The sequence below is a fragment of the Halobellus sp. genome (genome assembly GCF_042218505.1).
Lineage (GTDB): Archaea > Halobacteriota > Halobacteria > Halobacteriales > Haloferacaceae > Haloquadratum.
Genome location: NZ_JBDGQZ010000059.1, coordinates 1 through 20,514, shown reverse-complemented (window position 1 = coordinate 20,514; position 20,514 = coordinate 1). Strand labels below are relative to the sequence as shown.

Annotated in this window: 21 protein-coding genes; 16 read left to right on the top strand and 5 right to left on the bottom strand. The window is 64.9% G+C overall.

The annotated features are described in order from the left end of the window. Nucleotides 1–16 precede the first annotated feature (16 nt). A complete protein-coding gene (locus tag ABEI27_RS14640; RefSeq protein ID WP_375800148.1) occupies nt 17–1,033 on the bottom strand; it encodes an agmatinase family protein in 1,017 nt (338 codons plus the stop codon). 143 nt (nt 1,034–1,176) lie between these two features. On the opposite strand from ABEI27_RS14640, the gene ABEI27_RS14635 reads away from it, so the two are divergent. Then, the gene (locus ABEI27_RS14635; RefSeq protein WP_375800147.1) at nt 1,177–2,859 is read left to right on the top strand and encodes an aldehyde ferredoxin oxidoreductase family protein; all 1,683 of its coding nucleotides are present in this window, start codon (nt 1,177–1,179) and stop codon (nt 2,857–2,859) included. An 88-nt stretch (nt 2,860–2,947) separates the two neighbouring features. Here the strand turns inward: ABEI27_RS14635 and ABEI27_RS14630 are convergent, their stop codons facing one another. Then, nucleotides 2,948–4,096: a pyridoxal phosphate-dependent aminotransferase gene (locus ABEI27_RS14630; protein WP_375800146.1), complete on the bottom strand. Its 1,149-nt coding sequence runs from the start codon at nt 4,094–4,096 to the stop codon at nt 2,948–2,950. After that, a complete protein-coding gene (gene ribH, locus ABEI27_RS14625) occupies nt 4,093–4,497 on the bottom strand; it encodes a 6,7-dimethyl-8-ribityllumazine synthase (RefSeq protein ID WP_375800145.1) in 405 nt (134 codons plus the stop codon). The genes ABEI27_RS14630 and ribH overlap by 4 nt, the downstream gene beginning before the upstream one ends. 150 nt (nt 4,498–4,647) lie before the next feature. On the opposite strand from ribH, the gene ABEI27_RS14620 reads away from it, so the two are divergent. The 15 genes from ABEI27_RS14620 (at nt 4,648) to ABEI27_RS14550 (ending at nt 19,476) form a co-directional block, all read left to right on the top strand. After that, nucleotides 4,648–6,615, top strand: coding sequence for a flippase activity-associated protein Agl23 (locus ABEI27_RS14620; RefSeq protein WP_375800144.1), 1,968 nt, complete (start codon nt 4,648–4,650; stop codon nt 6,613–6,615). A gap of 139 nt (nt 6,616–6,754) precedes the next feature. Then, nucleotides 6,755–7,906: a 5-(carboxyamino)imidazole ribonucleotide synthase gene (locus ABEI27_RS14615; protein ID WP_375800143.1), complete on the top strand. Its 1,152-nt coding sequence runs from the start codon at nt 6,755–6,757 to the stop codon at nt 7,904–7,906. A 96-nt stretch (nt 7,907–8,002) separates the two neighbouring features. Next, nucleotides 8,003–8,653: a 5-(carboxyamino)imidazole ribonucleotide mutase gene (purE, locus tag ABEI27_RS14610; protein WP_375800142.1), complete on the top strand. Its 651-nt coding sequence runs from the start codon at nt 8,003–8,005 to the stop codon at nt 8,651–8,653. Nucleotides 8,654–8,794: 141 nt separating this feature from the next. Next, complete coding sequence (locus ABEI27_RS14605; RefSeq protein ID WP_375800141.1) at nt 8,795–9,208, top strand: NADH-quinone oxidoreductase subunit A; 414 nt, start codon at nt 8,795–8,797, stop codon at nt 9,206–9,208. Next, entirely contained in the window at nt 9,205–9,915 is a 711-nt protein-coding gene (locus ABEI27_RS14600) for an NADH-quinone oxidoreductase subunit B (RefSeq protein WP_375800140.1), read from the top strand. The genes ABEI27_RS14605 and ABEI27_RS14600 overlap by 4 nt, the downstream gene beginning before the upstream one ends. Further along, complete coding sequence (locus ABEI27_RS14595; RefSeq protein WP_375800139.1) at nt 9,912–11,582, top strand: NADH-quinone oxidoreductase subunit D; 1,671 nt, start codon at nt 9,912–9,914, stop codon at nt 11,580–11,582. Before ABEI27_RS14600 ends, ABEI27_RS14595 begins: the two co-directional genes overlap by 4 nt. Further along, nucleotides 11,582–12,643 carry an NADH-quinone oxidoreductase subunit H gene (locus ABEI27_RS14590; protein WP_375800138.1) on the top strand — a complete coding sequence of 354 codons (1,062 nt, stop codon included), beginning with the start codon at nt 11,582–11,584 and terminating at the stop codon, nt 12,641–12,643. Before ABEI27_RS14595 ends, ABEI27_RS14590 begins: the two co-directional genes overlap by 1 nt. Further along, nucleotides 12,640–13,101, top strand: coding sequence for a NuoI/complex I 23 kDa subunit family protein (locus ABEI27_RS14585; RefSeq protein ID WP_375800137.1), 462 nt, complete (start codon nt 12,640–12,642; stop codon nt 13,099–13,101). The genes ABEI27_RS14590 and ABEI27_RS14585 overlap by 4 nt, the downstream gene beginning before the upstream one ends. 107 nt (nt 13,102–13,208) lie before the next feature. Continuing rightward, nucleotides 13,209–13,469 (top strand): NADH-quinone oxidoreductase subunit J, encoded by a 261-nt coding sequence (locus ABEI27_RS14580; RefSeq protein ID WP_089768442.1) that lies wholly within the window; start codon nt 13,209–13,211, stop codon nt 13,467–13,469. Then, nucleotides 13,466–13,819, top strand: coding sequence for a proton-conducting membrane transporter (locus ABEI27_RS14575; RefSeq protein WP_375800136.1), 354 nt, complete (start codon nt 13,466–13,468; stop codon nt 13,817–13,819). Before ABEI27_RS14580 ends, ABEI27_RS14575 begins: the two co-directional genes overlap by 4 nt. Further along, entirely contained in the window at nt 13,819–14,121 is a 303-nt protein-coding gene (gene nuoK, locus ABEI27_RS14570) for an NADH-quinone oxidoreductase subunit NuoK (RefSeq protein ID WP_375800135.1), read from the top strand. Before ABEI27_RS14575 ends, nuoK begins: the two co-directional genes overlap by 1 nt. Before the next feature lies 1 nt (nt 14,122). Further along, nucleotides 14,123–16,144: an NADH-quinone oxidoreductase subunit L gene (gene nuoL / locus ABEI27_RS14565; protein ID WP_375800134.1), complete on the top strand. Its 2,022-nt coding sequence runs from the start codon at nt 14,123–14,125 to the stop codon at nt 16,142–16,144. After that, nucleotides 16,141–17,667 carry a NuoM family protein gene (locus ABEI27_RS14560; protein WP_375800133.1) on the top strand — a complete coding sequence of 509 codons (1,527 nt, stop codon included), beginning with the start codon at nt 16,141–16,143 and terminating at the stop codon, nt 17,665–17,667. Before nuoL ends, ABEI27_RS14560 begins: the two co-directional genes overlap by 4 nt. After that, nucleotides 17,667–19,187, top strand: coding sequence for an NADH-quinone oxidoreductase subunit N (locus tag ABEI27_RS14555; protein ID WP_375800132.1), 1,521 nt, complete (start codon nt 17,667–17,669; stop codon nt 19,185–19,187). Before ABEI27_RS14560 ends, ABEI27_RS14555 begins: the two co-directional genes overlap by 1 nt. An 88-nt stretch (nt 19,188–19,275) precedes the next feature. Further along, nucleotides 19,276–19,476, top strand: a complete 201-nt coding sequence (locus ABEI27_RS14550; RefSeq protein ID WP_375800131.1) for a hypothetical protein — start codon at nt 19,276–19,278, stop codon at nt 19,474–19,476. 57 nt (nt 19,477–19,533) lie between these two features. Here ABEI27_RS14550 and ABEI27_RS14545 read toward each other — a convergent pair whose 3' ends face one another. Then, nucleotides 19,534–19,782 (bottom strand): hypothetical protein, encoded by a 249-nt coding sequence (locus ABEI27_RS14545; protein ID WP_375800130.1) that lies wholly within the window; start codon nt 19,780–19,782, stop codon nt 19,534–19,536. Between the two features lie 78 nt (nt 19,783–19,860). Then, nucleotides 19,861–20,514 (bottom strand): RNA-guided endonuclease InsQ/TnpB family protein (locus ABEI27_RS14540; RefSeq protein ID WP_375800129.1); only part of this gene is annotated, 654 nt, incomplete at its 5' end.

Genomic DNA, 20,514 nt, shown 5'->3' with positions numbered 1-20,514 from the left:
TCCACCAGCCGTTGGCTCACCGGGGAAATCGCTGTTCGAGCAGCGTCGTCAGCAGATACGCACCGAGCCTGGCGGTGCTGTTCGTCGGATCCTGTGGTGGCGCGACCTCCATCAGATCGGCGGCCGCGACGGCGTCGTGGGTGCCGAGCGGCTCCATCACGGATAGCGCCTGCGACGCCGAGAGCCTGCCAGGTTCGGGCGTCCCTGTCCCCAGGGCGACGGACGGGTCGACCGAGTCGATGTCGAACGTCACGTAGACCACGTCGGTGTCGGCTGCGACTGTCGCAATCGCCGCCTCCACGACGTCGGTGATACCGCGCTGTTCGACGTCGCGCATCGTGAACACCGAGAGGCCGGTCTCCTCGGCGTACTCGAAGAACCCGAGCGACTCGTAGCCGCGGATGCCGACCTGTGCGACGTGTTCGTACCCCGTGTACGGGGACTCCGCGATGTGGTGCGTCGACGAGCCGTGGAAGTGCTCCCCGAAGAGCGCGCTCTCGGACGACGTGTCGGTATGGGCGTCGATCTGGACGAGGCCGACGGTGTCGTGGCCGCTGCCCGCGGCGAACCCCTCAAACGCCGGGAACGTGCAGTAGTGGTCGCCGCCAACGACCACCGGCATCACGCCCTGTTCGGCGGCAGTTGCGACGTGAGCGGTGATCGACTCGGCGGTCGTCCCGCGATCCATCGGAAACACGGGCACGTCGCCGCAGTCCACCAGATCGAGCGCGCCGAAGTTCACCTGCCGACCTGTGCGAACGCTGGTCAGGCCGCCTTTGGACCTCGAGAGATACGCCGGCCAGCCGCTGGCTCGGCGGACGGCGCGCGGCCCGTAGCGCGTTCCCGGGCGGTTGCTCACCGCGCCGTCGTACGGAACGCCGAGCACGGCGGCGTCGGCCCCGACGACGTCCTCCACGTCGGCAATCTCCCACTTCAGGAACGTATCGAACCCCGCGTAGGGGAGTTCAACGCCGCTCCCCGGCGTGGACTCCCGAAACGCCGCCGCGCGACTCTCGCGCTGTTCCGGGTTCATCTCAGGCTCCTGTCCCGTCGCCGTGGGTGTCGATCGCTACCCCGAGGGCCTCGACGGCGCGCCGGTCCGCGCCGTGGGCGTCGTCTGAGTTGCCTAGAACTGGTGTGCCACCATTTATGACTGGGGACGGCCTGATATCTGCTATGCTGCACACCCAGGGACCGCTCCGCTCGATCGATGTGGGTGCGCGCGAGACCACCACCGAATCGATCGACGACGTCCTTACCGACTACGTCGGCGGACGGGGCGTCGCGACGGCGCTCGCACACGATCGGATCCCCTTCGACGCCGACCCGCTCGACGCCGAAAACAGTCTGTACTTCTCCACCGGCCCGATGCAAGCGTCGCGGATGTCGTTCACCGGGCGAATGAACTGCACGGCCGTCTCACCGCTGACCGACGGACTGTTCTCCTCGAACGCCGGCGGGTTCCTCTCGCGGAACTTCGTCGGGGCCGGCAACGCCGCCGTCGAGCTCACTGGCGAAAGCGACGAACTGCTCGCGATCCACGTCCGCGAGGATGGCGTCACCTTCGAGCCCGTTCCGGAACTGGCCGGTGTGGAAGTGCCCGAGACGGTCGAATACGCGGCAACGGAGCACGACCTCGACCCCGAACACACGGCCTGCATCGGTCCGGCCGGCGAGAACGAGGTCCGCTTCGCGTCGATTATGACGTCGGAGTCGCGGGCCTTCGGCCGTGGCGGTCTGGGGGCCGTTCTCGGTGCGAAGAACGTCAAGTTGGTCACGTTCGCCGGCGACGCCGAACCGCCCGTGGAGATCCCGTCGATGCAGATGGAGGTCCACCGCGAGGCCGCCACCGACGACCACATTATGAAGCGGCAGGGCACGACCTCGGTGACGGACCTGGCCAACGAGGCTGACGCGCTCCCCGCGTACTACTTCGCCGACCAGTCCTTCGAGGGCGCCGAGGGGATCAACGGCGACCGCGTTGAGGAGAAGAAGTACAAGAGGGGTACCTGCTCGCAGTGCGCCTTCGCCTGCAAACTCCCGACGCGGGACGAGGCGACCGGCGTCGAGACGGAGGGCCCGGAGTTCGAGACCGTGATGTCGTTCGGCAGCAACTGCGGCGTCGACGACATCGTCGACGTGATGCGCGCGAACGAACTGTGTGACCGCCTCGGACTGGACGTGATCTCCGCCGGCGACGTCGTCGCCGGCTACCTCGCGAGCGAGGACCGCTTCGGCGACGCGGGACTCGTCCGAGAGACTGTCGAACAGATCGCACACCGTGAGGGCGTCGGTGACACGCTCGCGGAGGGAATCGACCGCGCCCACGAGGAACTGGGCATCGAGAACTGGACAGTGAAGGGACTGGAGTTCCCGGCGCACGACGGCCGCGCACTCAACGGTCAGGGCCTGTCTTTCGCGACGGCCAACCGCGGTGCAGACCATATGTACGCGACGTTTTACGCGTACGAGTACCCGCTCGTTCCCCGAAAAGACGCCTTCGATCCCGACGGCCTCAGCGACGAGAAGGCCGCCAAACTCGTCGAACTCGAAAACACCCGAGCGCTCGAGGACTGCGGCGTCGTCTGTCGGTTCTCGCGGGACTTTATGACACCCGAGCGCTTCGAGGGGCTGTTCGGGGCCGACTACGAGGACCTCCTGGCGGTGGGGGCGCGCGTGGTCGAACTCGAACGGCATTTCAACAATCAGCGCGGCTTCGACCGCAGCGACGACCGTCTCCCTTACGACGTCGACGGCTTCGAGGCCGCCCTCGACGCGTACTACGACGTCCGCGGATGGTCCGACGAGGGCGTCGTCACCGAGGTCGGGGGCGGACCGGCGTCCACGGCGGCCGACTGAACCGCCTGCGGTTCGTTCTCCGTTCCGCTCCTGTCTCGCTTCCGCGATCCGGTCTCGTTCTCGCGCTTCTGTTCCGTGTCGGTACGTCTCAGATGTAGCCGTGCTCGGCGAGGCGTTCGACGGCCTCGCGGAGGCGTTCCTCGCTGGCCGCGTACGAGATCCGGGCGTAGCCCGGCGATCCGAACGCCGCCCCGGGAACGGTCGCGACGTGGGCGTCCTCGATTGCGCCCGCGCACCACGCTTGATCGTCGTCGGCCACGGGCAGCATCATATAGAACGCGCCGTCGCCGACCGGGACGTCGACGTCGTGTTCGGCGAAGAGGTCGGCGAGCATATCGCGGCGCTCCCGGAAGGCGTCGCGCATCTCTAAGACGGCCTCATCGGTGTTCTCTAAGGCTTCGAGGCCGGCGCGCTGGACGAAGTTCACTGCGCAGGACACCGAATGCGAGTGGAGTTTCGCCGCCTGTGAGACGAGTGACTCGGGCGCGTGGAGGTAGCCGAGCCGCCAGCCCGTCATCGAGTACGCCTTCGAGAACCCGTTGATCGTGACGGTGCGGTCGCCCATCCCTTCGAGGGCCGCGAGACTCGTCATCTCGACGCCGTAGGTGACCTGCTGGTAGATCTCGTCTGAGATGACAGTGATGTCGTGCTCCACGGCGAGGTCGCGGACGCCTTCGAGCGCCGCGTCGGAGTAGACTGCACCCGTGGGGTTCGACGGGGAGTTGATGACGAGCAGTTCAGTGTCGTCGGAGACCGCCGCCCCGAGGTCGTCCAGCGCGGGTTCGAGTTGGAAGTCGTACGGCGCGGTGTCGACCCGGTTCAGCGACCCGCCCGAGAGCTTCGCCATCGCCTCGTAGGAGACCCACGCGGGGTCGAGCAGGACGACCTCGTCCCCATCGTCGATCAGCGTCTGGAACGTCTCGAAAAGCGCCTGCTTCCCGCCGGGCGTGACGATCACTTCGTCGCTCTCGGCGTCGATGCCGTCGTCGCGGAGTTTGCTCGCGATCGCTGCTCGGAGTTCGGGAATCCCGTTCGAGGGGGTGTAGCCCGTGTGTCCGGCGGCCATTGCGTCCTGTCCCGCCGAGACGACGTTCGCCGGCGTCGGGAAGTCGGGTTCGCCGACCGAGAGGTCCACGACGTCGACGCCATCGGCCTCCAGTTCGCTCGCCTTGTTACTGATTGCCAGGGTCGCGCTCGGTTCCACCCGTTCGACGCGGGCTGCGAAGTCGAAACTCATACCAACGTCTCCACCATATCGACCGCCGCGTTTACCGCTTCCGCACCTTTGTCGATCCGCTCGCGCGCTTCGGCTCCGCTCTGGCCGGGCCCCGAGACGCCGAGCGTGACCGGCACGTCCCGATCGAGGCTCACGTCCGTGAGCGACTGCGCCGCCGCGTCCGCGATGACTTGGTCGTGATCGGTGTCGCCGGTGACGATCGCGCCGACGACCGCGACCGCATCGACCTCCTCGCGCCGAGCGAGCCGATCCGCCGCTAACGGCGAGTCGTACACTCCCGGCACCCGAAGCGTCTCCGTGATCGTCGCGTCGCGTTTGACGGCCGCTTCCTTCGCGGCCGTCGCCATCTTGTCGGTGACCGAGGCGTTGAATTCGGTCACCACCAGTCCGAGCGTTGCCATACTGATCCGGTCCCACGGGGGCGTCAAAGAGGTATCGGGTGGGCACTGGGGGCACCGCTCCGACGACGGCCGCGAGGACTGACGGCGTCGCGGGCCGCTCGCACTGGACAAACACAAGAGTTGTAACGTCGTGGTCGCCAAACACTGTCAATGAGCCCTGACGAGGGCCCCCGCGAGACCGACGAGACGACCTCCAGCAGCCCTCCAGCAGACGCCGGTGGCGACGACCCGTTCGGTGACCCCGTCGCCGTCGGCGAGACGTCCGCTGAAGAAGACGCCAATCCGGGCCTCGGCATCGGCGACTCGCCCACTGGAGAGCCATCGCTCGATACCCCCGGCGCAACCGATACCTCGACTCGCGAGACCGACTTCCTCTCCCGACGACACGCGTTCCTCGGCGTGGCCGCGTTTACCGTCGTAGCGCTGGCACTCAGAGTCGTCGCCCTCGGCGGTCGGATCTTCCACTGGGACGAGGGACGCGTCGGCTACTGGATCCTCCGCTATCACGAGACGGGCATCCACGAGTACCGTCCGATTGTCCACGGCCCGTTCCTGCCGGTCGTCAACGACTGGCTGTTCACGCTCGCGCCCGTCTCTGACTTCCTCGCGCGCTTTCCCGTAGCCGTCGTCGGCGGGGTACTCCCGCTCTCGGTGTGGCTGTTCCGCGAGCGACTCCGTAACGTGGAACTCCTCGCGCTGGCGGCGCTGTTCGCACTGAATCCGCTCGCCGTCTACTACTCGCGATTTCTCCGGAACGACGTGCTCGTCGCCGTCTTCGCGTTCGCCGCGCTCGGCTTCGCCGTCCGTGGCTTCGACACCGGGCGACTCCGCTATGCGTTCCCCGCGGCCCTCTCGCTCGGCCTGGCGTTCACGACGAAGGAGAACGCGATCCTCTACGTCCTCTGTTTCCTGGGCGCGGGTGCGCTCCTGGCAGATCACCGACTGCTCGCGGCACGGGCCCAGGGTGAATCCGCTCGGAGCGTGGTGAGCCGCTGGCGCGAAGGCGTCGAAACTCGCGTCTTTTCACACGGCCCGACGCCCCGGGCGTCGCTCAATCGCGTCCTCGGTGTCACGGTCGGATCGCTGGCGCTCTTTCTCGGCGTCGTGCTGTTCTTTTATGCGCCCCGGCCCGACCTCTGGCAGATGTTCGGTTCGCCCTCGCAGATCCCGGGCGTCATCGATGCGGGTACGGTAGGCGCAGCAGAAAAGTTCGCCGACACGTGGGCCGGGGGGAGCCACCAGGACCACCCGTACTTGCCCTACCTCGGGGACCTCGCTCAGACGCTCGTCTACGGCGCGCCAGCCGTGGTCGCGTTCGGGTTGCTGGGCGTCGTGATCGACCGCTACGGGTTACGCGCCGGTGGACAGCGCGAACTCGTCTCGTTCGCGACGTACTGGGCGATCGCGTCGCTGTTCGGGTATCCGATCGCGACCGACATCCAGGCGCCGTGGGCGGGCGTCCACGTCGTCATCCCGCTGGCGATCCCTGCCGCGGTGGGAGTCGGATTCGTCGTCGCGTCCGCCCGCGACGCGTTGGAAGCCCGCGATGCAGTCAGCGTCGGCCTGGCGGCCCTCGTGATCCTCGCGGCCTTCAGCGGGGCGGCCGTGGCCAACGCGATGTACTTCAACTCCGCTTCCGAGGAGGACAAGCAAGTGCTCCAGTGGGCCCAGCCAGCGAACGATCTCAAGCCCACGATGGAAGCCGTCGGCGGCGTGTCCGCCGCGAATGGGGGGACCGACGTCCTCTTTGTCGGGACCAGCGCGCCCGGGAGCGATAACGAGGTGTTCTACGTCCGCAACGAGTCGTCGCTGCGGACCGCCCCGCCCGGTGGCCCCGCCTGGCACGACCGCCTTCCGCTCCCGTGGTATCTGGAGAAGCACAACGCCACCGTCACCAGTTCGCCGCCCGACGCGGAACTCTCAGAAGCACTCGCTGACGCACCCCCGGTCGTCATCGCGAAGGATTACGACCGCGACGAGATCAGCGACGAACTGTCGGGGTACTCCGTCTTCGAGCACAAGTTCCGGCTCTGGAACGATCGGGTCGTCGTCTACATCGACACTGGACGACTCCGCGAGGTCGCCCCGGATCTGGCCGATGAGGGGATGCAGATCTGATGGGCAACCGGTGGACGCTCCGCTCACGGCTGCCCAGTGAGTGACGACAGCGAGCCATCTCCCTGCTGAAACGCACGTTCTTGCACACTCACCGGGTCGTTCGGCAAGGTTTATTCACTATCCTTCGGTAGCGTCGAACGTGACCGTCACCGTTCCCGGCCCCACGCTCGGCGTCGTCGGCGGCGGCCAACTCGGCCGGATGCTTACCGAGGCGGCCGCGCCGCTCGGCGTCGACGTGGTGGTCCTCGATCCGACTCCAGACTCTCCCGCCGCGCCCGTTGCGCGCGACCAGGTCGTCGGCGATTTCGACGATCCGGCGGCGTTCCGCGAACTGGCCTCACGAGTTGACGCCCTCACGTTCGAGATCGAACTCGCTGACTCGACGCTCCTCGAAGCGGTCGCCGACGAGTTCGACCTCTCGGTGAACCCCGATCCGGCGACGCTTTCGATGATCGAGGACAAACTCGTCCAGAAGCGCACGCTCCGCGAGGCCGGCGTCCCCGTGCCGCCGTTCCGGCGCGTCGACGACGCCGCCGACCTCCGCGACGCGCTCGCGGAGTTCGGAAGCGTGATGCTGAAGGCTCGGACCGGTGGCTACGACGGCCGCGGGAACGTCCCCGTCACCGACCCCGCCGACGCCGAAGACGCGATGGAGGCCGTGGGCGGCCCCGCGATGGCCGAAACGTTCGTTGATTTCGCGCGGGAACTCTCGGTGATTGCCGTCCAGGGGGAAGCCGAGACCCGAACTTTCCCCGCCGGCGAGAACGTCCACGAAAACGAGATTCTCCGAGAGACGATTCTGCCCGCTCGGACCGACGCCGGCGTGCTCGCACGCGCCGAGGAGGTCGCTCGCGACGTCCTCGAAACGCTCTCGGGCCGCGGGGTGTTCGGCATCGAACTGTTCGAGACCCCCGACGGCGACATCTCGGTCAACGAGATCGCGCCGCGCCCGCACAACTCCGGCCACTGGACTATCGAGGGCGCGCAAACCTCACAGTTCGAACAGCACGTCCGCGCCGTGCTCGGCTGGCCGCTCGGTTCGACCCGACTCCGCTGTCCCACCGTGATGGCGAACGTGCTCGGGACCGTCGAGGAGTCGAAGTCGGCACGGTTGAGTAACGTCGAGGCCGTTCTCCGCGACGAGGACGCCTCGCTTCACTGGTACGGGAAAGACGAGGTGCGCCCGCTTCGCAAGATGGGTCACGTGACGTTGACCGGCGAGGACGAGACGGATGCGAGCGACCTCCTTGCGCACGCGAGGGAAACGCGGGATTCCCTCCGGTTCGAGTGACCGACCGAGTCCCAATGACCGACGACAACCGACTGCACGCCTGACGATCACAATCGCCGACGCGCCCGACGACGACTGACCAAACGCCCGAGAACGATGACTGACTACACGCCCGACGACGACGCTGACGTGACCGTACAGGACCTGATCAAACGCCTCGAAAGCGAGGCCGAATCCGGAGTGGATCCGACGGAGACGCCCGACGTGGGCATCATTATGGGTTCGGACTCGGACCTCGAGACAATGCGCGGCGCGCACGACGCGCTCGTCGAATTAGGCTTCGAGGAACAGACCGACTTTCACGACGGCCCCGACGCTCGATTCAGTTACGAGACTTACGTCGTCTCCGCACACCGCACGCCGGAGTTGATGTACGCCTACGGTGAGACCGCAGCCGACAGAGGGATCGACGTGATCGTCGCCGGTGCGGGCGGGAAGTCCGCCGACCTGCCGAATATGACCGCCTCTATCGCCTATCCGATTCCGGTGATCGGCGTTCCAGTACAGGAGAAATCCGTCGACAGCGTAATCGGAATGCCCACCGGTGCGCCCATCGTCGCCGTCGACGCCGGCAAGTCGTTCAACGCCGCACTGTCGGCGGCGCAGATGCTCGCGCGCGAACACGACGTGTTAGAAACGCGACTCGTCGAGTATCACGAGTCGCTCGTGGGAGCCGTCGCGAGAGATTCGCGGGATCTTCACGACCTCGGCGCGGCTGCGTACGTCGACCATCGCAACGAGGAGTAGTCGCTTGGCACGCCGACCGTCGACCACCGAATGCGTGCGATTTTCTCGCAGGGCGAGCCACCGGAATTGTGCCCGCACAACAGTATAAATCAACGCTTATGGGGGGGCACCGCTAACTGCCGAACGTCAGGAGATTCAGGAATGAGTGAATGGATCGCAATCGGTGCCCTTGGGCTTGTAGCCGTCGGCATCCCGCTTGGGATGATGGCCGTCTCGGCGCTGCTCCGCCCATCGGTGCCTGAACAAGGTAAACGCGCCACCTACGAGAGCGGTGAGGTGCCGACCGGCACGGCACGCGTCCAGTTTAACATCCAGTACTATATGGTCGCGCTGCTGTTCGTCGTGTTCGACGTCGAAACCGTTCTCATCCTGCCGTGGACCGTCATCTACCGGTCCGCGCTGGAGCAGGGGGTCGGACTGACGACGATTCTCGGCCCGATGCTCGTATTCATCGGGGCCCTCGTCGTCGGTCTGGTCTGGGCGTGGCGTAACGGTGCGGTCGAGTGGGTCAAGAGCCCGCTGGCGAACCGCCGAAAGACGGAGAGAAACACATGAGTAGCGAACGAGATAGACCATTCGTCACGGACGACACGCAAGTACAGACCGAGACGCGGGACGCCCGACTGACCGGCGGCGGCGCGGACGACCGGTTCAACTCGAAGCTCCGGGAGGCGTTCGGCTCCTCGCCGTTCATCCTCACCAAGTTCGACCAATTTATGAACTGGGTCCGCGGCTCCTCGATGTTTATGCTGCAGTTCGGAATCGCCTGTTGCAGCATCGAAATGATGCACACCTACTCTGTGAAACACGACCTCGACCGGTTCGCTGCCGGGGTCCCCCGCGCGTCGCCCCGACAGGCCGACGTGATCATCGTCCCCGGGACCATCGTCTCGAAGTTCGCTCCGCGGATGAAGCGGGTCTACGACCAGATGCCCGAACCGAAGTTCGTCGTCGGGATGGGCTCGTGTACGATCTCGGGCGGCCCGTTCCAGGAGGGCTACAACGTCATCAAGGGCGCCGAGGAGGTCATCCCGGTGGACATTCACGTTCCGGGTTGCCCCCCGCGTCCTGAGGCGCTCATCTACGGCGTCGCCAAACTGCAGCAGCGGATCGCCGAAGGCGAGTCAAGTCCGGTGACGGTCAAGCCGTACGAACTCGAACAGTTCGACGACCTCGAACAGGACGAGATCGTCGAGAAACTCGCAGACCAGATCGACGAGGACGATCTGGTGATGCGGTACAACTGGGCTGATTCGCCATGAGTTTGGAGGAACCGACGCCAGACGACGGTGCCGTCGAGACGCTCCCGACTGGTGCCGAAGAGATCGAAGAACTGCTCGGCGACCTCGTGGTCGACACCGAAACGCACGTCAACGCGCCCGGGTTCGTGATCCGGCCGGACGCAGTCCAGGAGACGCTTCGTCGCCTCCGCGATCAGGCCGGGTTCGATCACCTCTCGTGCGTCACCGCCGAAGAGCGTGAGGGCCGCTACGAGTCGATCTATCACCTCACGAGTTTCGACGACCGCCAGCGCGAGGTCAGCGTCATCGTCCCGACGACCAAGGACGACCCCGTGAGCGAGTCGGCCGAACCGGTGTTCCGGACGGCCGACTGGCACGAACGGGAGGCCTACGACCTCGTCGGTATCGACTACGACGATCATCCGGATTTACGGCGGATCCTCCTGCCCGAGACCTGGCAGGGACACCCGCTCTCGCAGAACTACGATCAGGACCGGCCACAGATTGTCACGCTCGACGAGTGGGAGAACCCGCTCGCCGAGGACCACCGCGAGGACGAGGGCGACACGATGTACATCAACATCGGGCCGCACCACCCCGCGACCCACGGCGTTCTCCACGTGAAGACGGTCCTCGACGGCGAGCAGGTCGCAGACGTCGATCCCGACATCGGCTACCTCCACCGCTGTGAGGAACAGATGTGTCAGACGAAGACCTACCGGCACCAGATTATGCCGTATCCCGACCGCTGGGACTACGCTTCTTCCGGACTCCTCAACGAGTGGGCGTACGCCCGCGCGGCCGAGGATCTGAACGACATCGAGGTGCCGGAGTACGCCCAGATCATCCGGACGATGGGCGCGGAACTCTGCCGGATCGCCTCGCATATGCTCGCGGTCGGCACGTTTGCACTCGACGTCTACGGCGACTTCACCGCAATCTTTATGTATGCGATGCGGGACCGCGAGAAGACGCAGAACATCCTCGAAGACCTCACCGGCCAGCGGATGATGTTCAACTACTTCCGGCTGGGTGGGGTCGTCTGGGACCTCCCCGAACCCCGAGACGAGTTCTTCGAGACAGTTCGTGACTTCCTCGACGACCTCCCGCAGGCGCTCGAGGAGTACCACGACCTCATCACCGGCAACGAGATTCTGCAGTCCCGGACCATCGACACGGGCGTCCTCCCACCGGAAGTCGCAAAGTCCTACGGCGCGACGGGCCCGGTCGCCCGCGGATCCGGCATCGACTACGACCTCCGCCGCGACGACCCCTACGGCTACTACGACGAACTCGAGTGGGACGTCATCACCGAGGACGGTTGCGACAACTTCAGCCGTCTGCTGGTTCGGCTCCGCGAGGTCGAGGAGTCGGCGAAGATCATCGAGCAGTGCGCCGATCTGCTGGAGGACTGGCCCGAAGACGAACGGGAGATCCAGTCGAACGTCCCGCGGACGCTCAAGCCCGAAGACGACACGGAGATATACCGTGCCGTCGAGGCCGCGAAGGGCGAACTCGGCATCTACATCCGCGGCGACGGCACCGACAAGCCCGGGCGCTTCAAGATCCGCAGTCCGTGCTTCTCGAACCTCCAGACGCTACCGGAGATGTCTACCGGCGAATACATCCCGGATATGGTCGCCTCCCTCGGCAGCCTCGACATCGTCCTGGGTGAGGTGGATCGCTGATGGTCACGCCGCTGCAATCGCAGGTACTCCTGCCCGAGCGGGTCGCCGGCCTGCTCGGTCTCTCCGGGACGATCGGACAGATCGTTGGTGGCCTCCTCGGCGCGTTCATCATCGCCAACCTCCTGTTGGTCCAGACGGCCGTCGCCGGCCCGTGGGCCAAACGGAAGATCACCGCCGCATTCACCGACCGGATCGCCGTCAACCGTGTCGGTCCGTTTGGGCTGTTCGTGATCGTCGCTGACGCCGTCCGCCTGCTCTCGAAGGAACTCGTGATCCCGGAGGGCGTCGACCGGCCCGCCTACGACCTCGGTCCGCTTCTGGTGCCGTTCTCGGCGCTACTCGGATTCGCGGTGATCCCGATGGGTAACGGCATTCACCTCGCCGACCCGGAGACGGGGCTCGTCTTCGCCTTCGCGGCGTCGTCGATCGCCTCGATTGGCCTGGTGATGATGGGCTACGGCTCGAACAATAAGTACTCCCTGCTGGGCGGTCTGCGCGCGATCGCGTCGAACATCGCCTACGAGATCCCGCTTATCATCACCGCGGCGTCGGTGGTCGTGTTCGCCGGCACGCTGCAGATGAGTGAGATCGTCGCTCTGCAAGCCGAATCGCTTCTGACGATTGCCGGCGTCACGATTCCGCAGTGGTTCGCCTTCGTCAACCCGTTCGCGTTCGTGCTGTTCGTGGTGGCGAACCTCGCAGAGGTCGGACGGAACCCCTTCGACGTCCCGGAGGCCCCGACCGAGATCGTCGCCGGCTTCCAGACCGAGTACTCCTCGGTGTACTTCGTCCTGATCTACCTGGGCGAGTTCATCCACATCTTCCTCGGCGGCGCAATCGCCGCGACGCTGTTCCTCGGCGGCCCGGCCGGGCCGTTCCTTCCGGGCTTCGTGTGGTTTACGATCAAGATCTGGGCGTTCTACCTGTTCACGCAGTGGGCGCGGTCGGCAATCCCGCGTATTCGGATCGACCAGTTCCTCGACATCGGCTGGAAGGGGATGCTCGTGCTCTCCTTCGCGAACCTGGCACTCACGGCCATCATCGTGGGAGTGATAGCATGATTGGTGTACTCAAATCGATGGCAACGACGATGAAACACGCACTGGACGGCGAGACGTTCACGGTCGAGTACCCTGACGTCGCGCCCGAAGTGAGCCCCCGGTTCCGCGGGGTCCACAAGTTCAGCCAGGAGCGGTGTATCTGGTGTCGACAGTGCGAGAACGTCTGTCCCAACGACACGATTCAGATCGTGCAGGACGACAAGCGAAACGGTGAGCAGTACAATCTCCACATCGGGCAGTGCATCTACTGCCGGCTCTGTGAGGAGGTCTGCCCCGTCGATGCGATCCTGCTCACGCAGAACTTCGAGTTCACCGCAGACACGAAGGACGACTTCGTGTACAACAAAGAGCAGTTGAAGAACGTCCCGTGGTACAAGGACATCGACCCGCTCAACTCCCGGGAGCCCGACCGCGACGCGTGGATCGGCGAGGGAGAGGGCGAGGTGGACTACCAGTGAGGTAGGATCCCCCGACGACGGGGCTGACCGGTGAAGTCCACGGCTCGTTCTTGATGTACGCGGACTTCTCGAAATCTTCAAAGGGGTTCCTCAAGGAGACACATACAATGGTTTACGAGACCATCGCGTTCGCGCTGTTCGCCCTTGTGACCGTGGGGTGCAGCCTGGGCGTCGTCCTCGTGCGGGACATTTGGCACTCCGCACTCCTGCTCGGGGGCGCGCTCTTGAGCGTCGCGGTGCACTACGTGATGTTACAGGCCGAATTTCTGGCCGCGATGCAGATCCTCGTCTACGTGGGCGGGGTTCTCATCCTGATCACGTTCGCCGTGATGCTGACGCGCACACAACCGGAGGTGAGTAGCACATGACCACGAAGCCTGAACTGAAACTCGGATCGCACCTACTACCCGGCCTCGCGGCCGCAGCGTTGTTCGTCGTGATGGCCGCGACGTTCCTCTCGGCGTCGTTCCCCGCCCCGCAGGGGTTCGCCCAGGGATCGAACATCACGGCGAGCATCGGGTATGCGATGTTCAACCTCGAACTCGGCGACGTCCCGGGTGAGAGCTTCCTCGCCGCGTTCCTTCTGATCGCCGTCGCGCTGGACGTCGCCCTCGACGGGGCGGTGCACCTCGCACGCCGGAGCGACGAGGAGGACGGAGCACTGCTGACCGACGGCGGGACGAAACTCAAACAGACGCTCTTCGGAGGTGAGGACTGATGGTCCCGCCGGAGTACTATCTGCTCCTCTCGGCCGCCATCTTTTGCATCGGGCTGTTCGGAATCCTCACGCGCCGGAACGCGCTGTTGATTCTGATGTCGGTCGAACTGATGATGAACGCCGCGAACATCAATCTCGTCGCGTTCTCCTACGTCTGGGGGAACGTGACGGGCCAGACGCTCGGGCTGTTCGTGATGGCACTGGCCGCCGCCGAAGTCGCGATCGGTATCGGGATCATCCTGGTGCTGTACCGCAACTTCGACGGCGTCGACGTCACAGAAGCGACGACGATGAGGTGGTAAAATGGTAGGAATACTTGATTTCGCACCCGCGATCGTGTTGTTGCCGTTCGTCTCGTTCCTCGTCGCGCTCTCGGTCGGCGACCACCTACCGAAAGGCGGCGCGCTGGCCGGAATCGCCGCGACGGGCACGTCACTCGTCTTAGCGGCCGCAACGTTCCTGACCGTCTCCAGCGGGCAGACGTACAACGCGACGATCTACACGTGGGCCGAGGGACTCAACGCGGTCGATCTGACCTTCGGCCTCCTGATCGACCCGCTGTCGGCGATGATGCTGCTCATCGTGACACTCATCGCCTTCCTGGTCCACGTCTTCAGTCTCGGGTATATGAACGACGAGGGCGAGATCGGACTGCCGCGGTACTACGCCGGTCTCGGCCTGTTCTCCGCGTCGATGCTCGGGTTCGTCGTGGCGAACAATCTGCTGATGGCGTTTATGTTCTTCGAGCTGGTCGGGCTCTGCTCGTACCTGCTCATCGGCTTCCACTTCCGGGAGCCGGGGCCACCGAGCGCCGCGAAGAAGGCGTTCCTCGTCACGCGGTTCGGGGACTACTTCTTCCTCGTCGGCGTCGTCGCGGTCTTCGCGACGTTCGGTACGGCGGCGTTCGCCGGCGAGAGTTCGTTCCCGGTGCTCGCCGAGGCGGCGCTCCACGGTGAGGCCGCTGCGGTCAACACCTTCGGCTTCGCGCCGCAGACGTGGTTCACCATCGTCGGCCTGCTCATCCTGGGTGGCGTGATCGGCAAGTCCGCGCAGTTCCCGCTGCACACGTGGCTGCCCGACGCGATGGAAGGTCCGACGCCGGTTTCGGCGCTCATCCACGCCGCGACGATGGTCGCCGCCGGGGTCTACCTCGTCGCGCGGATGTACGGGTTCTACGCGCTGTCGCCGAACGCTCTGGCGATTATCGCGTTCGTCGGCGGCTTCACCGCGCTGTTCGCCGCCACAATGGGCGTCGTCAAGCGCGAGATCAAGCAGGTGCTCGCGTACTCGACCATTTCGCAGTACGGCTATATGATGCTCGGCCTCGGTGGCGGCGGCTACGTCGCTGCGACCTTCCACCTGATGACGCACGCCTTTTTCAAGGCGCTGCTCTTCTTGGGTGCGGGGTCGGTCATCATTGCGATGCACCACAACGAGAATATGTGGGATATGGGCGGTCTCAAAGACAAGATGCCCGTGACATACTACACCTTCCTCTCGGGATCGCTCGCGCTCGCGGGCATCGTCCCGTTTGCCGGCTTCTGGTCGAAAGACGAGGTCCTCTACGAGACGCTCATCCACGGCCTCGGCGGCAACCCGATTCTGCTGGGCGCGTACGCGATGGGCCTCCTCGCGGTGTTCTTTACCGGCTTCTACACGTTTCGGATGGTGTTCCTCACGTTCCACGGCAAGCCGCGCTCACAGACCGCGCGGGATCCACACGGCGTTCGCTGGAACGTCAAGGGGCCGCTCGTCGTCCTCGGCGTTCTGGCCGCGACGGCCGGGGTGGTCAATATGGTGCCCGTCGAGAAACTGTTCGGAATCAAGGGTATCGACTTCCTGCACAAGTGGCTCGACGGCGGCTTCGAGTCGCTGACGGCTCACCACTACGGCGAACTGATCCCGTACAGTTCGGCGTACATCGGCAGCGAAGCGGCGACGGTAGCAATCGGTGCCGCGGTCTCGCTCGGCCTCGCGCTGGCAGGAGCCGGCCTCGCACACCGCCTGTACAACGTCCCCGAACCGGTCGAACACACCGACCGGCTCGGGCGCATCAAGACGGTGCTGTACAACAACTACTACCAGGACGAGTACCAGATCTGGCTGGCTAACGGCATCACGCGTCCGGTTTCACGCGCAGCCAACACGTTCGACGGCGGCATCGTCGACGGCGTGGTCAACGGCGTCTCGAGCGTCAGCCTGTTCTCGGGCAGTCGCATTCGCCGCATCCAGACGGGTGTAGTGAGTAACTACGCGGCGTTGCTCACACTCGGCCTGACCGTCCTTCTCGTCGCCTTCGGTCTCCTCGGAGGGTGGTTCATATGATCATTGAAGCGCTCATCGCTGTCACGTTCCTCGCCGCACTGGTCGTGTTCGTCGCCCCCGACGAGTACGCCGGTCGACTCGCGGCGGCACTCAGCGTGCTCCCGGTGCTCGGGAGCCTCTGGATGTGGGCACAGTACGACGCGAGCGGCAACGCCCTCCTGGGCGGATCGATCGCGTTCGAGACGGACCTCGTCTGGTTAACGCTCGGCGGCCTCGACCTGCACTGGTTTGTCGGCGTCGACGGCATCAGTCTCCCGCTGATCGTCCTCACGACGATTCTCTCGACGCTGGCAATTATCAGCGCGTGGACGCCCATCTCTGCGCGACAGTCGCAGTTCTACGGCCTGATGCTGTTTATGGAGGCGAACCTGCTTGGCGTGTTCACCGCGCTCGACTTCTTCGCGTGGTTCGTCTTCTGGGAGGCCGTCCTCGTCCCGATGTACTTCCTCATCGGCATCTGGGGCGGTCCCAACCGGCGCTACGCTGCGATCAAGTTCTTCGTGTATACGAACGTGGCGTCGCTCGTGATGTTCATCGGGTTCATCGCGCTGGTCTTCGGCCTCGGCGACTCGGTATCGTCGACGCGACTTCCGGAGATCGCGCAGGCGCTCCGCGGAGGCGAACTCGGCGGCTTCGCGGGGCTGAGTGCCGGGACGCTGAAGACCGTCGCCTTCGTGGCGACGTTCCTCGGCTTCGCGGTGAAGGTTCCCGTCGCGCCGCTGCACACGTGGCTGCCCGACGCCCACGTCGAGGCCCCGACGCCGGTGTCGGTGATGCTGGCGGGCGTCCTCCTGAAGATGGGAACCTACGCCCTGCTGCGGTTCAACTTCACGATGATGCCCGACGTGGCGACGGCACTCGTCGTCCCCATCGCGGGTATCGCCGTCATCAGCGTCATCTACGGCGCGCTGCTGGCGCTCGCACAGCAGGACCTCAAGCGTATCGTCGCGTACTCGTCGGTTTCGTCGATGGGATACGTGATCCTTGGACTCGTCGCGTACACGACCTACGGGGTCGGCGGCGCGACGTTCCAGATGATCGCACACGGCCTCATCTCGGGACTGATGTTTATGGCGGTCGGCGTCATTTACAACACGACCCACACGCGGATGGTGGGCGATATGTCCGGAATCGCAGACCGGATGCCCATCACCGCCGGCATCTTCGTCGCCGGCGCGTTCGGATATATGGGCCTGCCGCTGATGGCCGGGTTCGCGGGCGAGTTCTTCATCTTCAAGGGCTCGTTCGCCTCCACCGTCCACTCGGCGATGCCGGCGTTCACCGGGGCAGCGATGTTCGGCATCGTGATCGTTGCGGGCTACTTGCTGTTTGCGATGCAGCGGACGCTGTTCGGGCCGTTCAGTTTCGACGGCGAGTACGAAATCACGAACGCACCGATGCAGGACGTCGCGCCGCTCGCGGTCCTCCTGTTGCTCGTGATCGTCCTCGGAGTCGCCCCCAACCTCTTCTTCGGGATGATCCAGGACGCTGTTAATCCGATCCTGACGGGAGGTGGGCTGTGATGTCCGCCTTCCTGCAGTCCGCGGAGGCCAGCACCCCGATGTGGTCGGCGCTCGCGCCGGCACTCATCCTCGCGCTGACGGGGCTCGTGCTTCTCGGGATCGACACGGTGTGGAGCGAGGACCCGAACAATACGGTTCTGGCCGGCACCGCTACCGGCGGTTCCCTACTGGCGTTTGCGGTCACGACCTGGTTCCTCGTCGCCGGGACGGGACAGCCGCGAACCGGCGGCGCAATCTCGCTGTACGGCAGTTCGCTCGTCGTCGACGGGATGAGTTTGTTCTTCACGCTCATCACTACGGTCGTCACGGCGATGGTGGCCGTCGCCGCCTACGACTACCTCGACGGACACGAGCACCGCGCGGAGTTCTACTCGATGGTGCTGTTTGCGGCGACCGGGATGGCGGCGATGGCGATGGCGAACTCCCTGGCGACGGCGTTCGTCAGCCTGGAACTCGCCTCGCTTCCGTCGTACGCGCTCGTCGCGTATCTCCGGGAGAACCGCGGCAGCGTCGAAGCGGGACTGAAGTACCTGCTGATCGGGTCGGTGTCCTCGGCGGTGTTCGTCTTCGGTATCAGCCTCATTTACGCCGCGTCCGGTTCGCTCATCTTCGCCGACGTCGCGTCGGCGCTCGGGGCCGGCGTCTCCGGGATGACCGGCGTCGTCGGACTCGGCGTGCTGATGATCGTCGGCGGAATGGCGTTCAAAACGGCCTCCGTGCCGTTCCACTTCTGGGCGCCAGAGGCGTACGAGGGCGCGCCGGCACCGATCTCGGCGTTCCTCTCCTCGGCATCGAAGGCGGCGGGCTTCGCACTCGCGTTCCGCGTCTTCGTTGAGGCGTTCCCGCTCGGGGCGATCCCGGCGGGCGTCGACTGGGTGCTCGCATTCCAGGTGCTGGCCGTCGTCACGATGACGCTCGGTAACTTCGCGGCCGCGACCCAGGAGAACGTCAAGCGGATGCTCGCGTACTCCTCGATCGGTCACGCTGGCTACGCGCTGATCGGCCTCGCGGCACTGGCCGCCGGCGGCCCCAACGGGGATGTACTCGGTGCGTCGATGGCGCACCTGCTCGTCTACGGCTTTATGAACACAGGCGCGTTCCTCTTCATCGCACTGGTCGAACACTGGGGCGTCGGTCGGACGTTCGAGGACTACAACGGCCTCGCGTCGGCCGCACCCGTCGCCGCGGTAGCGATGACGGTGTTTATGTTCAGCCTCGCGGGGCTCCCGCCGTTCGGTGGGTTCCTCTCGAAGTACGCCCTGTTCTACTCGGCCATCGAGGCCGGGTTCTGGTGGCTCGCCGCCGTCGGCGCGGTCAACAGCGCGCTGTCGCTGTTCTACTACAGTCGCGTCGTAAAGGCGATGTGGATCGAAGAACCCAGCGGGAACTTCGAGATACAGAGTCGACCGGTCGGCCTCTATGCGGCGGTGCTCTTCGCCGGAGTGGGGACGATGCTCCTGCTCCCCGCTTTCGGTCCGGTCATCGAGACGGCTCAGACCGTCGCTGCGGCGCTGTTCTAACGCTCTCTCGGCGTTTTGTTTTCGTGGAGTGAATCTCGATCCGTTTGCGTCGGCAACAGCAGTTTCCCAAAAGAGTGTTAACAATTCCGTGTATGCGCCCGCGAACACGAAGCGAAGCCGCCCGTTCGTCGTCGCCGCGACGCTCCTCTGGTCTCTCACGCTCGGGAGTCTCGAAGCGCGGTTGTCGTGGGAGCCCATCGTCGGCGTCGGCGAGGCCGTTCCGACGATTCTCAACGAGCGTGTATCGAAACGAGCCACTGATGAGCCAACCGCCACACGCCGTCGCTGAGGCGGTCTGCAGTTGATCAGTGTTCACAGGCGTCGATCAATCGGCCTCACTCTCCGCTCAGGGGAAAGAATCGGATACTGCCGTGAAGACGGAGAGGAGCCCGACACGAAGGCCGAAGTACCCGAGCACACCCAAGAATCCAGCAAACGAGAGCGCCGCGATTCTGAACTGCAGCACACTCGCCTCGCCGAGTCGCTCGACGAGGAGAGCCGTCGCGACGCCACCCACGACGACCATCACGAGGACGACTCCGATCGCCTGTCTCGCCGCCGGCCTATGTCGGTCATCCATCAACAGCCAGACCATTGGTGTGAGGGCCGCTATCGAATAGAAGATCGTCGGAAGCCAGGACACGCCTGGATGAGTGGACGCTGACGTATTGAGCTACCCACGGCTAAAGCCGCGGGATTCAGCGTGGACTCCCGTTCTGGCCGAAGTCTCGGCAGGTGATTCATACTCACCGTTCACGTTCAGCGTCCCGCTGTTCAAGCGCACGCCCAAGGGTGCGCCTTCGTCGCCCCCAGTTTGGTTGCGACGAAGATACCGTAGGCCGATATTCTTCGCAGCGTTGTAGTCCGCGTGGTTCTCGTAGCCGCATTTCAGACACTCGAACGACTCACTCTCCCGGTTGTCTGGATGGGTAAACCCACAGTGCGAACACCGACGCGACGTGTTCTCGGGGTCAACTTGCTCCACCGTGATACCGTACTCTGCGGCTTTGTACTCAACATAGTCGTACAGGCGGTTGAACGCCCACTTGTGGCCCCACGACGCACCAGTACGGTCCCGGATATCGGTCAAGTCTTCGAACGCTATTACCGAACACTCGTGGTGACAGGCTTCTGTGACAAGTTCGTTCGCTATCCGGTGAAGCGTTAGTTTGAACCGGCCTTCTTCTCTGCGTCCGACTGCCTGCATATTCTCGTGTGCCCACCGCGTCCCGCACTCTTGCAGGTCGCCACGCCGCTTCTCGTATTCACGCTGCCAGTGGTCGAACTCGTCGCCCGTCCAGAACGTGCCTGTTGAGGTGACAGCGAG